This is a genomic window from Campylobacter sp. RM19073 (genome assembly GCF_024723495.1).
Classification (GTDB): Bacteria; Campylobacterota; Campylobacteria; order Campylobacterales; family Campylobacteraceae; genus Campylobacter; species Campylobacter porcelli.
Window position 1 is genome coordinate 101452 of the sequence record NZ_JANQCT010000002.1, and the last position, 13491, is coordinate 114942.

The 13491-nt window shown below is 34.7% G+C and carries 16 protein-coding genes; 4 read left to right on the plus strand and 12 right to left on the minus strand.

The window, feature by feature from the left end:
* Nucleotides 1-32: 32 nt before the first annotated feature.
* The 11 genes from CSUIS19073_RS01830 to CSUIS19073_RS01880 all read right to left on the minus strand — a co-directional run bounded on the left by CSUIS19073_RS01830 (nucleotide 33) and on the right by CSUIS19073_RS01880 (nucleotide 9357).
* Nucleotides 33-1685, minus strand: a complete 1653-nt coding sequence (locus tag CSUIS19073_RS01830) for a polysaccharide biosynthesis/export family protein (RefSeq protein WP_086242337.1) — start codon at nucleotides 1683-1685, stop codon at nucleotides 33-35.
* A 65-nt stretch (nucleotides 1686-1750) separates the two neighbouring features.
* Nucleotides 1751-2071, minus strand: a complete 321-nt coding sequence (locus CSUIS19073_RS01835) for a hypothetical protein (protein ID WP_086237275.1) — start codon at nucleotides 2069-2071, stop codon at nucleotides 1751-1753.
* A 56-nt stretch (nucleotides 2072-2127) separates the two neighbouring features.
* Complete coding sequence (locus CSUIS19073_RS01840) at nucleotides 2128-3486, minus strand: cytochrome P450 (RefSeq protein WP_086242336.1); 1359 nt, start codon at nucleotides 3484-3486, stop codon at nucleotides 2128-2130.
* A gap of 10 nt (nucleotides 3487-3496) precedes the next feature.
* Nucleotides 3497-4603, minus strand: a complete 1107-nt coding sequence (locus tag CSUIS19073_RS01845) for an alpha/beta hydrolase (protein WP_086237074.1) — start codon at nucleotides 4601-4603, stop codon at nucleotides 3497-3499.
* A gap of 106 nt (nucleotides 4604-4709) precedes the next feature.
* Nucleotides 4710-5891, minus strand: a complete 1182-nt coding sequence (locus CSUIS19073_RS01850; RefSeq protein WP_086242335.1) for a replication-associated recombination protein A — start codon at nucleotides 5889-5891, stop codon at nucleotides 4710-4712.
* A 181-nt stretch (nucleotides 5892-6072) separates the two neighbouring features.
* A complete protein-coding gene (gene tpx / locus CSUIS19073_RS01855) occupies nucleotides 6073-6597 on the minus strand; it encodes a thiol peroxidase (RefSeq protein ID WP_086237076.1) in 525 nt (174 codons plus the stop codon).
* 59 nt (nucleotides 6598-6656) lie between these two features.
* Nucleotides 6657-7064: an RDD family protein gene (locus tag CSUIS19073_RS01860; protein ID WP_086242334.1), complete on the minus strand. Its 408-nt coding sequence runs from the start codon at nucleotides 7062-7064 to the stop codon at nucleotides 6657-6659.
* Entirely contained in the window at nucleotides 7061-7672 is a 612-nt protein-coding gene (gene pyrE / locus CSUIS19073_RS01865) for an orotate phosphoribosyltransferase (RefSeq protein WP_086242333.1), read from the minus strand. Before pyrE ends, CSUIS19073_RS01860 begins: the two co-directional genes overlap by 4 nt.
* 1 nt (nucleotide 7673) lies before the next feature.
* Nucleotides 7674-8231: a ribosome recycling factor gene (frr, locus tag CSUIS19073_RS01870; protein ID WP_086242332.1), complete on the minus strand. Its 558-nt coding sequence runs from the start codon at nucleotides 8229-8231 to the stop codon at nucleotides 7674-7676.
* A 10-nt stretch (nucleotides 8232-8241) separates the two neighbouring features.
* Entirely contained in the window at nucleotides 8242-8577 is a 336-nt protein-coding gene (gene secG, locus CSUIS19073_RS01875) for a preprotein translocase subunit SecG (protein ID WP_086242331.1), read from the minus strand.
* A 90-nt stretch (nucleotides 8578-8667) separates the two neighbouring features.
* A complete protein-coding gene (locus tag CSUIS19073_RS01880; RefSeq protein WP_086237081.1) occupies nucleotides 8668-9357 on the minus strand; it encodes a Bax inhibitor-1/YccA family protein in 690 nt (229 codons plus the stop codon).
* Nucleotides 9358-9488: 131 nt separating this feature from the next.
* Between CSUIS19073_RS01880 and CSUIS19073_RS01885 the strand changes: the two genes are divergently transcribed.
* The 4 genes from CSUIS19073_RS01885 to CSUIS19073_RS01900 all read left to right on the plus strand — a co-directional run bounded on the left by CSUIS19073_RS01885 (nucleotide 9489) and on the right by CSUIS19073_RS01900 (nucleotide 11886).
* A complete protein-coding gene (locus CSUIS19073_RS01885; RefSeq protein ID WP_180379373.1) occupies nucleotides 9489-9632 on the plus strand; it encodes a hypothetical protein in 144 nt (47 codons plus the stop codon).
* Complete coding sequence (locus CSUIS19073_RS01890; protein WP_086242330.1) at nucleotides 9629-10372, plus strand: AraC family transcriptional regulator; 744 nt, start codon at nucleotides 9629-9631, stop codon at nucleotides 10370-10372. The genes CSUIS19073_RS01885 and CSUIS19073_RS01890 overlap by 4 nt, the downstream gene beginning before the upstream one ends.
* Before the next feature lie 141 nt (nucleotides 10373-10513).
* On the plus strand, nucleotides 10514-11491 hold the full coding sequence (locus CSUIS19073_RS01895) for an alpha/beta hydrolase (protein WP_236845281.1): 978 nt from the start codon (nucleotides 10514-10516) through the stop codon (nucleotides 11489-11491).
* 53 nt (nucleotides 11492-11544) lie between these two features.
* A complete protein-coding gene (locus tag CSUIS19073_RS01900; RefSeq protein ID WP_086242376.1) occupies nucleotides 11545-11886 on the plus strand; it encodes a cyclophilin-like fold protein in 342 nt (113 codons plus the stop codon).
* A gap of 383 nt (nucleotides 11887-12269) precedes the next feature.
* On the opposite strand, the gene CSUIS19073_RS01905 is transcribed toward CSUIS19073_RS01900, so the two are convergent.
* A partial coding sequence (locus CSUIS19073_RS01905; protein WP_337214374.1) for an autotransporter outer membrane beta-barrel domain-containing protein occupies nucleotides 12270-13491 on the minus strand: 1222 nt, incomplete at its 5' end.

The following is a 13491-nucleotide window of genomic DNA, read 5'->3' on the forward strand; positions in this document are numbered from 1 at the left end:
AGAATAAATCAAATTTATTCTATTTATAGTTTTTACAAATCTATAACCACCTTAGCAGCTATGGCTAATTGGTATAAAATTTGAGTTAAAATACTTGTAGCTTGTAGCATTTTGGTCTCTACCTTTGGTAAAACCAAAATCGAATCCCCAGGATAGACATCCTCTCCGCTAGAGGCTTTGAATTTACCAGCTTTACCATTGGCTGAAACTAGTATAACTCTACTGCTATCAGCCCTAGAGCTTAAATCCCCAGCCATCTTGATATAATCTTCAATATCAGAGTTAGCCACATGAGTAAATGCTCCTGGCATTGATACCTCGCCTTGGACAATTACTATATTATCCTTTGTTGGTATATAGATGGTATCATCTTCTTGTAATACAATTTGATAAATATCATCTTTATTGCTAATCACCACTTGACCCTTAGGCTCAACCATTCTAGCACGCTCTATAAAATCCAAAATTGCCTTAGCCTCAGTCGCTCTAATCTGCGCTTCTTGGGTTGTATCTGATGAGGTAGTAAGGGCTATGGATTCTAGCTCTCTTAGGTGTGAATCAATCAAATTTTTTTGCATTTTAGCCACACTTTTTCTAAATAGCTGAAGTGCGTCTATATTTGATTGTGGATTAAAGCCGATCTTATCCATCAAATCTCCAAGAGTAGCACCCTTTGGCATAACTATCGCACGAGAGCCACTATGCTCTCCATCTATATTTACACGCACTTCACTAGCAGAGTGATCAGTCATAAACTCAACCGCATCTCCAGCCCTTAAGTTAATAGAATCGAATTTAGCTAGTGGATAGCTATTGATTTGAATTTGACTATTATCTGCATGACTTCTTACAATCGCTTGAGTAACAACTGGTTTAATACCAGCTAATCTAGCTAACTCTTTTAAGCTCATTGTCTTATCTTTTGCCTCAAATCTATATGAGCGAAGCACCTCGCCACTAGCACTCATATACGCCCCAACGCTACCTACTAATATCACATCTCCATTTTTAAGCGCAAACATCTCTATCTTGCCATCAACCATAAAATCATATAAATCCACTTTTTTATAAGGCTGATTATTACGAACAACTATAATATCACGAAAGCTACCATACTGCGGATTTATGCCACCAGCTTTATCTATGAATTGGATAAGTGAATCTGAGCTAAGCCCTTGATAAAGACCAGGTCTATTGACATTGCCAGTTACAAATACAGATACATTTTGATAAATTCCCATATCAGCATAGACATGGACATTCTCTTTAAATACCTTTTTTACGCTTTTTGAGATTGTCGCGACTAAATTTGAGTTTTTCACGCCCAAAAGCTTGATAACGCCAACTTTTGGCAAAAATATATTTCCTTGAGAGTCTATAGTAAGTTGTTTTTCAAACTCATACGCCCCCCAAAGCTTCACATTTACCATATCTCCAATGGCTAAAATATAATCAGGATTATAGATATGCTGACTAACCATCGTGAAATTGCCATTAAATAAATTCTCTCCAAACACGGTTTGTACCGGCTGAAAATTATATGTAGTTTGGTTTAAATCTTGTGTATTTGTAGTAAATGATTGAGTAGATGAAACTACCGAATTTGCTGAGTTTATAGATTCTGTTTGCACCGCAGCTATAGATGAAGTTGTAAAAATAGCTAAAATTAATAATAATCTTTTCATTTTATAATCTTTCCAAATTTGAGTAGTTTATAATTCTACATTAAAATCGATTAATAAATGGCTAATCAACGCCTTTTATCAAATTTTCTTTTACCTATTGTTTGCTCATTTAGTCTTCTGCTTAGCATTAAATCGATAATTGGCTGCTCTCTTTTATTTGCTCTTTGGCAGTGGTTTTTTTGAAATTTATCTGTGATAAATATCACTATTTTAGCCCATCTTTTATGACGCATTCTCCACGCATGGCTAGATACGGACTCCCAAGCATAGCCATTAAATATAGTAGCATTTACGAAGTGATCAAGTGCTCTAACGCCTTGTCTAGCACGAGTTGGATCGCCAAAAGTGCCAACAATAACAATATAAATATACCCAATTATAGCCATCGGGACAAGCACACACAAAAGTGCCGTCCCAACTATCTTCTCCTTTAATCTCAAATTCACTGCCTTCGCGTCATCTTAATCATCATGCCATTAGCCGAACGCACAGTGAGCCTACCAACCACATCAGGGATAAAGCCATCTTTTAACTCCAATTTAAATTCTCTTAAAATATTAGCCAAAATTATAATCGCCTCTTGCATAGCAAAGCCTTGTCCGATACAAATTCGCTCACCTAGCCCAAATGGCATATACTTCTCTTTTGGAATATCATCATTATGCCTATCTGGTCTAAACTCATGTGGAGCATCCCAAAAATCCTCATGCCTATGAATAAGCCATGGTGCCACAACCACGCCAGAGCCTTTTTTTAATACCTTATCCCTAATTTTAGTATCATTTTTGCTTTGTCTAGCAAAAAAGCCAACTGGCGGATATAGCCTAAGTGCCTCTTTAAAAACATTAGTTAAATATCTCATATTTTTTATATCAGAGATGCTAAATTTGCCATCTTTATTAATGCTAATTACCTCATTATACGCCTTTTGCTGTGCATCTTGATCAAGGCTTAAGCAGTATAGCGTCCATGTAAGCGAACTAGCTGTAGTCTCATGACCTGCTAAAAATAGCATGGAAACCTGATCTAAAATCTCTTCAAAGCTAAATCTTTGATTACTATCAGCATCGATAGTGTGTAAAAGCGATGATAAAATATCACAATGCGTATCATTAGCGTAATTATCATATCTAGGCTTGATAATATTTGAGAGATTTTGCCTTATTATCTCTCCAGCTTTCATTCTTTTATTCTCTCCAAGTATATTTGATAGCCATTGTGGCACACAAAAAAACTTCCTAATAGCCGTTCTAGCGGTCTCTTCTTGGAATGTTACAAATGCGTGTAAGATCTCTTTACCTTTTTCTTCATCAAGCTTTGCACTCATAATGGTGCGAAATATAACATCTGCAGTTACAAAAGTCATATGCTCATCAACTTCGATAATAGAGCCATCTTCATACTTCCTAAATCTATCCATCATATCAGCAGCCGCACTACTCATAAGATCAAAAACCTTGCTAATCCTAGTCATCTCAAAGCTAGGTCGTAAAAGCTCTCTTTGCTTTTTCCACACTTCGCCATTGGTAGTAAAGATACTCATGCCTAAAAGTGGCTTTAAAAGCTCGTGAAGTAGATCGCTTTTTGGGAATTCCTTGACATTATCAATCATAATTTTGCGAACTTCATTTGGGTCATTTACTACAAATAGATCAAATCCAGGCATCTTCACTCTACCAGATCTCATCTTATAGCTCTTGACATAAAGCCCATCTAGCCATGATCTGCGTTTAAGCAAAAAGGTCGTTATCAATCCAGCCTTATTATTATGTGGTTTTGGATGAAATGGACATACTCCCATATTAGCTCCTTTAAAATTTCTTATATTCAAGTTTGTTAGGATCTGCAACTAAGTAAAAATAGTCATATCCACCACGAATTTGAGTCGCCTTAAGATATAAAAAATGCACTTCATACCACTTATACCTTATATTTTTATATGTTTGTTTATCATAAATTTTAAAAAATCTTACAGATATTAAATTTGGCGAATTTTTAACACTTCTATCTAAAAGCTTGACATAATCAACCATAAAAAAGCACGCCCCATCAATCTTAGAGCTAAAATCTAGCCAGGTAATACCAGAGTTTGCTACTACTTCAAGATCGTTTTTAAATTTATCCCCATGGTTATGAAAAGATGCCAAAGGTGTGCAACCACCGATTAATACAAGCTTTAAATTTGATATATCCACTCCAAGGGCTTTACACTTTCTTATCACATTAGCTACGCTACTAATAGCTATAATACTCCCAACACTATGAGCTACAACCATAATCTCGCTACTAATATTTTGACTATTTTTTAAACTCTTTATAATCTCATTAGCAAAGCTCTCATTTCTTGCTTCAATGCCATCAATCTCGCCCTTAGCATATCTATAGCAAAATCTATATATACTAAGTAGCCAAAATATCCCAGCTTTATTACCAAGATAGAATATCGCTTTACTACTAAAATAGAGTATAAAAATAGAGATTACTAGCCATAAAATCACACTTTCTATAAAATTGCTAAGCACATAACAGATCAATCCAATAAAAAAATATATAGATAAAATAGAGAGTATAGGGTAGTATCCAGCGATTAATTGAGTGCGTGAATGCTTAGCCACCATGCGTGATACACCAGAAAAAAGATGTCCAACCAAAGAGGCAAAAAGTGCATTAAAAATATCTAAAAATCCCTTACAAAAATGCTTACTAGCTATATCATTCCAAGCTAAAAAATTATATCTAGTCTTACACCCTTTATACTCTATATCAAAATAGAATAGCTCATCTTTTTTTAGTTTGCCTAAATTTAGTTGATCTTGCTCTATTGCGCTTGTTTTATTTATATTATTTTTAAAGATGGAGTAGTAGTATTTTGGACTTCTAGGATCAAATCCAGCGATATAAAATAGCTCTCTATGCAACCTCTACCCCCCCCCAATTAATTTACAAACTGGCTATTCTAGCAAATTTAATCATAATCAAAACTTAAATTAAGATTATAAAAACCCTATTAATCTTTATTGGAATTTAAATTTTTCCTTTAATTTTTAAAAGCCAATCATCTAAGGTTTTTTCAAACCCAATAGAGTTGCTATTATAAAATTTAATATCTTTTTGCATATATTTTTGCTCTACCCAACCACCAAAATCATGCGGATACAAATAATCTTTTTTAGCCACATCTGTATTGATAAGATATGGTAAAACCGGCATTGATGGATTTTTACTTATATAATCAAGTGCGAAATTTATAGCCTTATAGCTAGAGTTTGATTTTGGCGAACTAGCTAGATAAACAGCACATTGACTTAGGATAATTCTAGCTTCTGGATAGCCTATTTTAGATACTGCTAGCATAGCATTTGTAGCGATATTTAGGGCATTTGGGTTAGCATTTCCTATATCTTCACTAGCGAAAATCACCATTCTCCTAGCTAAAAATTCAGGCTCCTCACCAGCTGCTATAAGCCTTGCAAGGTAGTATATCGACGCATCAACATCGCTACCCCTTAAGCTTTTTATCATCGCACTTATTAGGCTATAGTGGGTATCCTTGCTACTACTTCCTTCGCTAAAGCTAGAGCATCGCAATGTTTTTAAAGTATCTAAATTTATATTTTTATCCACGCTTATGGCATATTCAAGTAGATTTAACATACTTCTAGCATCGCCTGAGCTTGAGCTAATCAAATACTCCTTAGCACCTTCATCTATAGTAAAATAGATATTTTTTTGTATATCATTTAATAACTCTTCTAAATCTGCGTATGATAGCGGCTTAAACTCAAATATCATCATTCTAGAGCGAATTCCGCTACTTACTATAAATTTTGGATTTTCAGTTGTGGCGCCTATTATTATACACTTTCTTTCTTCCATCGGGATCAAAAGAGTCTCTTGCTGAGTCTTGCTAAGGCGGTGAAATTCATCGATAAATATAAGCGGCAAATAGAGCGACCCGTCAAATTTAGCTATAATCCTTCGTATATCCTCGCTTTTTAAATTCGCCCCATCAAGCTCGAAAAATTCATAATCCATCTGCTTGGCAATGATCCTAGCCATAGTGGTCTTACCGCTTCCAGCCGTGCCGTAAAATAGGCTATGTGGGATATTTTTATTATCTATAAATTTAGCAAAAATCTCTCTAATCTCCTTATGACCTACCATATTCTCAATTTTAGTTGGTCTAAATTTAAGGCTTAAATTCATCTTTTTCCTTTTATAGGGTAGTTCATTGTCAAAATTATACAATAATAAAAATCTTTAAATAGCAAAATAGTAGAAAATGGATTTAAAAATAGCGATAGATGGTGAAATTTAAAAGCGATACACAACTTAAAATTTCACCAAAAAGCGTGATATGATAAATTTAATCACGCTTAAAATTTACTTAATGAGAGCAACCGCAGCCGCAGCCACCGCCTATAGCTTTTAATGCTGCATCGTAGTTTGGCTCAGTTGTGATTTCGCTAACTAGCTCTTTATAGACCACAACGCCATTTGGATCAAGCACGAAAATAGAGCGAGTTAATAACCCCGCAAGTGGGCTACTAGCTAGTAAAACGCCATACTCTTTGCCAAATTTAGCACCTTTAAAATCACTAGCTACTCTTAAATTTTCAATCCCTTCAGTCGAGCAAAATCTCCCCATAGCAAATGGAAGATCGAGCGATATAACTGTAGCTTCTACATTGCTTTTGCTAGCTACTTTTTGATTAAATGTTCTAGCTTCAGTAGCACAAACTCCAGTATCTAGGCTTGGAACGACTATTAATACTTGATATTTGCCACTTGCTCCGCCCACGCTTATAGTAGATAGATCTTTACCTACTAGCTCAACTTCTGGAGCTACTTGACCTACATTTACACCTTTTCCTTCTAACTCTACTGCTGTACCTTTGAAAGTTACTGACATATCATAATCCTTAATTAAATTTGCAAGTGCAATAATATCAAATTAAGATAAATAAACTCTTAATAACTCTTTTGAACTACGATTGTCCCTGCTAATATATCGTGCAAATTTCGCTTATCTTTTCTAAAAAAACAAAAAAGCGATCCACCAAAAATAAATGTAGTAATAAAGAAAAAATATCTAAGCAAGTATATAATCAAATTCGCCTTCTTGCCATTTAAACCAACTAGATAGATCCCTTGGGCTTTATATCCTGGGCTTTGTGCTTTAAAAGCAAAAAATAGAGATTGGATAAGACCAAAAACTAGCCAAACTAAAAAGATGGCTAGTTGATTGCTTTGAAACTCATCTTTACCACTTAAAATAGCATAAGTCATAATATACAAAAGCGGAGCAGCGATAAAAAACATATCCATGATAAAGGCCTTTACTCTGCTAAAAATATTTGCGGCTATGGCCCTACTCATGCGTTGCCACGGCTCCCTGGTTTAATAGCTTTTGAGCCATCTTTACACAATGGACAAGACTCAGGTGGGTAAATCTCAAATTCAAAATTACCAAGAGCAAAAAGCGGCTTATCATCTGGCAATTTACAACTATCTTTTTTCTCATTATTTAATCCACTAACCGCACAAAATCCACGATTAGCTAGCGCTGCAAAGCCCACTACAATACCACCTAAACTCTCAATAATCTTAGCACTCTCTAAGGCTGAACCACCAGTTGTGATTATATCTTCGCATATTATGAATTTTTCGCCCTTTTTCACGCTAAAACCACGCCTAAGAGTCATCACGCTATCTACTCTTTCAGTAAAGATAAATCTCTTTTTACCAGCTCTAGCTAGCTCATATCCGGCTAAAATTCCACCAAGAGCAGGCGAGCAAACACTATCAAATTCAACCCCAGCTTGAGAAATTTTGTTAAATAATTTATCGCACAAAACACCTGTTAAAATCGGATCTTCTAAGACCTTTGCACTTTGGAGATAAAACTGCGAGTGATTTCCACTACTTAGTAAAAAATGCCCTTGTAGATATGCTCCAGCCTCTTTATAGATTGATTCTAAATTCATATTAAACCTTTAAAAGCTCTGCTTCTTTATCTTTTACTATTTGATCCACTTTAGCGATGTAATTATCGGTGATTTTTTGCACCTCATCATAGCCTTTTTTGATCTCATCTTCGCTTAGGGTTTTATCTTTTTCTATCTTTTTAATATCATCATTTGCGTCTTTGCGAATATTTCTGATGGCTACCTTGGCTTTTTCGCCCATAGCTTTAGCCTCTTTAGCGTTTTTTTGGCGATCCTCTGTTGTCATCGGAGGGAAAAATAGCTTAACGCTCTCTCCATCATTGTTTGGATTTACTCCGATATTTGCAGCCTGGATAGCTGCGGCTATGGTCTTTAGCATAGACTTTTCCCATGGAGTTATAGTAATTGTGCTTGCATCAGTAGTTAAGATAGTAGCAACTTGATTTAACGCCGTAGGACTACCATAGTAATCCACATGAATATGATCTAAAATATTAATACTTACCTTGCCGGTGCGAAGTGTGGTAAAATCACGCTTTAAAGCCTCTAAAGCCTTATCGTTGTGTTGTTTTTGGTTATTATAAATTTCATTTAGCATATCTATCCTTTTAGTTGGCTGTTGTATTATTATCTATTACTGGAGCTAATGGTGCTGTAGGCACTGCCTCAGGCAATTTAAACGAGTCAAATTTAGCACTATCTACTACCGAATCACGCAAAGATTGATTATAGGTATAACCAAGAGCTAGTGTATTAATAACAAATAAAAAGCCCATAAAAAATGTAAATTTAGCTAAAAATCCAGCCGGCCCCTTAGCACCAAATAAACTCTCATTGCTCCCACTATAAGCCCCAAGCCCCATAGAAGCACTCTTTTGCAATAATATGACAATAGTCAAAATCACCGCTAATAAAACTTGAATAATAAGAAGAATTGAACTCACGAGTATCCTTTGATTGATAGTATAATTAGCCCGTGATTATAGCAAAAAAAGTTAAAAATTTAGTTAAGCCGCCATCTAGGCAGCTTAAGTTTATTCTCGATTAAATATACCAAGAAGATTAAGAAGTGAAATAAATAAATTTAAAATATCAAGATACAAAGAAACCGCCGCAAGCACCGGACTATCATATCCGCCACGCAAAATCATCTGAGTATCATAAAGGATATAAGCACTAAATAGTATCGCACCAACTGCTGAAATTACAGTGGCTAAAACTGCACTTTGAAAGAATAAATTTAAAAGTCCAGCCACCACAATCACAATTAGTGTGATAAATAGCATTTTACCCATTGATGAAAAATCTCTTTTGGTATTAAAAGCAAAAAGAGTTAGCCCACCAAAAGCCACAGTAGTCATCAAAAATGCTTGAGTGATGATATGCCCCATACCAGCACCTATATAGGTATTAAGCACTGGACCTAAAGTAAGACCACTTACAAAAGTAAATCCAAATAGCAAAAATAGAGCTAAAGTTGGATTTTTGCGTGTGAAAAATAGACCAAAAAGCATTCCAAGCTCAAGGATTAAAAGCATCCAGCTAAAGCTTTTAACATAATCAACGCCGATATATGCCCCCACAGTCGCAGCTAATAGCGAAGCACTAAGAAGCTGATAAGTCTGCTTAACAAATGTCGCTCTAGCACTAATAGACTGCTCACTCTCATAAGTGCGACTAAACTCATTTTGTTGTGATGAGAGATTTCTATTATATAAACTCATTTTTCCTCCAATAAAAATTTACCCATAAGTCTAGCAAAATAAATTTAATACTAAATGAATTAAACCAATTTACAATATATTGTATAAGTAATTTTATTATTTTAAATATATCTATGTTTAAAGGCATTGTAATGATGGATAAAATTTGTAATATTTTAGATGATAAATTTCCGCAAAATGGCGTATTTAGTAGTGAATTTGAGTGGCTATATTTTTATAAAATTAATAAAAAAGCCAATTTAGCCACACATTTTATGAGCCATCATTTTGCGTGATTTTAAGCGGACAAAAGGAGGTTTTGATAAAAAATCAGATATTTTATTATGACAATAGTCGCTACTTAATAGCCCCAATGTATCTAAGCGCCAAATCAGCAATCACAAAAACACCATATCTTGCCCTTAAAATCGCATTTAGTGTAGATGAAATTTTAGAGATAATCAAAGAAATTGGCATTAATAAATTTAACAATACAAAAGATTTGGGGCTATTTTTTGGAGAGCTAGATAAAAATTTGCTTAATGCGATATTTAGACTTATCAGTCTTGAAAATAGCGATAAATTCAGAGCAAATTTAATAAAAAAAGAAATTTTATATCTGCTTTTAAGTGGCGATGGGGGAGATTTTTTACGCTCATATACGCAAAATGGAAGTATGAAAAATATTATTTTAAAAGCCATTAATGAGATAAAAATGAATTATAAAAATCAGATAAATATAGAAAATTTAGCAAGAAATTTTAATATCTCATCATCATCTTTTTACTCAAATTTCAAAGAGATAACAGGCGTAAGCCCGCTTGTGTTTATAAAGCATTTAAGGCTTGAAGAGGCCAAAAATATACTCCTAAATAGCAATCTTGATGCTCATAGCGTGGCTTTGATGGTGGGCTATGAGAGCTGGGCACAATTTAGCCGTGAGTATGCTAGAATGTATGGCTTGCCGCCGATAGCTCACACAAAATTCCTAAAATCGCAAGGATTTTATAAAATTAGGCTACTATCTCTTGAATAAAAATAGGTAAAATTATCATACAAAATTTGAAGGAAAAAATATAAAAAACTTACAAAGCTAGCCTTGCCTTTCGTGCTTAGCACCTCTTTAATCTCAGCAAATGCAAATGAAAAATATGAACAAAAATCCCCATTAGAGCCAGTGTCCTTAACTCAAAAATGGGATAAAATTTTCACTAAAAGTAATAAGATTAATCACGCAAAAGTTACATTTAAAAATCGCTATGGCATTGTTTTAGTCGGCAACCTTTATGTGCCTAAAAATTTAAATGGCAAGGCTGGTGCGATAGCTATTAGCGGTCCATATGGTGCAGTTAAAGAGCAATCAAGCGGAATTTACGCCCAAAATCTAGCCGAGCGTGGTCTTATCACACTTGCTTTTGATCCTAGCTTTACTGGAAAGAGCGGTGGCACACCACGAAATATCAGCAGTCCAGAGATAAACACGGAAGATTTTAGTGCAGCAGTTGATTATCTTGGAAATTTAAATATCGTAAATAGGGATAAAATCGGAATTTTGGGTATTTGTGGATTTGGCGGATTTGCCTTAAATGCTGCTATTTTAGATACAAGAGTAAAGGCAGTTGCAACAAGCGTAATGTATGATATGACTAGAGTTATGGCAAAAGGTTATAACGACGCAAATGATGATAAAAATAAGCGTAAAGAGATGAAAAAAGCGATGAATGAGCAAAGATTTATTGATACAAAAACAGGCGTGATCGCACTTGGAGATAAAGAAACTCATCTAATTAGCCCAGAAAATATCACTGACAAAACACCAAAATTTGTAGCTGAGTATTCGCAGTTTTACAAAACAAAGCGTGGATTTCACGAGCGTTCAATAAACTCAAATGGAGCATGGGCTATCACAAACTCACTACCATTTATAAATATGCCGATTTTAAGCTATATCTCTGAGCTTGATACACCTACTTTAATCGTAGCAGGAGAGAATGCTCACTCTCTATATTTTAGTCAAGATGCCTTTAGTGCTATAAATGGCGATAAAAAAGAGCTTGTAATTATCCCAAATGCCGTTCATACCGATCTTTATGATAACACTACTGGCAAAATTCCATTTGATAAATTTGAGCAATTTTTTAAAATGAATTCGTAATATTTCGCATAATTTTTGCGTTGATTTTGGTGCTAAATTTAAAAGCAAATGAGATGAAAATCGTATTTATAACCCAAAGTGGCAAGGTTTTTGCCACTTTAAATGATAGCAAAATATCAAGGGATTTTTACTCTCTTTTGCCATTAAAAATTGAGCTTAAAGACTACGCTGTGGCTGAAAAATACGCTAAATTAGCAAGACCGCTTGATATAAGAGATGAGCCAAGCACAGATGGGAAAAAGGGCGATATTTCGTATTTTGCGCCGTGGGGTAATTTTGTGATTTATTACAAAAATCAGCCCTTTTATGAAGGTATTATCCGCTTAGGTAGATTTGATGGCGATTTCAACGCAGTTATAAACTCAAAAAATGTAGAGATAAAGGTAGTAAAATGATAAAATTTGATGGCATCATAAAGCCAAACACAGAGCTTTTTAATCATATTAAATAATTAGTTAAAATAAATAGAGAAAAGGTCGCAAAACTAAGCGGTGCGTATCTTGCTCGTGATAAGATACGCCATATTTATCAGCCATAACTAGCTTAAGGTTGATGAGAGTGTGATTGTAAATTTGCCCTTTTATACAGATTTTGGCACTACATTAGGCTTGGTAAAAATATCAGCGTTAATGCCATAATAGCCGCCGCTTCTGTTGCAAAGTCCCAAATAGTCGTAGGCAACCCAGCAAAAATTATTAAAAATTTAATTTTTCTTAATAATTACTATTTTAGCTCTTAACTCAAGCGGAGTTAATAAATCCAACTCCGCTTATTAAAATTAAAATGAATATCTAGCATTTAAATTCACAGCTAAATCTGTATCATAGTCACCAAAAGCTGATTTTTCCAAGGTTAAGCCAATCCTTAGATTATCACTAGCTATCATATTTAGACCCAAATTCATAAGCATTCTAGAGTCTTTGTCGTTATATTTAGCACTCTCGCCATCTATAACTATCTCTGAGTTTTTCATCATCTCCCATTGATAGCTAAGCCCTCCAAGAGCGTAAGCTCTGATATGTCCTAGCCAAATCTCTCTTGCGAAGTTAAATCCAGCCCTTCCTACAAGCAAGTCTGACCCCTTAATATCCATCTCAAAGCCATTTTGATTTTTTATTGTCGCTCCGCTATTATTTAGATATACAAACTCAGCTTGTGGCTCAAAATAAAAATTATCAAAATCAAACCTATAGCCAAATTCCCCACCTAAATAGAGTGAGTTTGTATTATAATCTGTATTTAGAAAGCTTAAGCTCATATTTGGGAAGTTATAATCCATTTTATGGTTATTTCTAGTATATTTTGCAATAGCATCTATATACCAACCACTATCAAACACTCCAGATATATAAAATCCCCCTCCGATAGCTTTGACATCGCCTTTTGCGTTATTGCCATCTATATCATTTTTTGTATGAGTTATAGTCATACCGCTAAAGATAGAACCGCTTGAAATTTGACTTTGTTTATCAAAACCAGCTTGAATATGGGTAAATCTATTTTCAAATCCATCAGCACTACCCTCACCGCTTAAGACCCTAGCCCAGCTACCAGTAGTTGCATTTATACCTCTTAATTCACCCATCCTTTTATTAAGGTTGTTAATATCAACATAGTTCATATCTATGCTTAGCTTTGAAGCGTCATTTGCCTCTTTGACGGCTTCTTGATTTGTAGTTTTGATAATCTCTATACCGCCATTTTCATCTTTTTTAATATCATAATTAACTAGACCTTTATTTTGCACAAGCGGAAGATTTAAATCAGGGTTATACAAAGCTATATCTTTGCCATTTTTTTGAATTTTATAAAATACAGTATCGCCAATCTCTTCAATTTTCAAATTTAGCTCACCATATCTACTTACGGCATTTTGCACTGACTTGGTGGTTGCTTCTATGCTAGGATTGCTCGTGCTAGATCCGCTGGTACTGCCACTTGTGCTACCGCTTTGATTTCCAACATCTGGAGCTAAGGTGCCGCCGGTATTACCGCCTTGG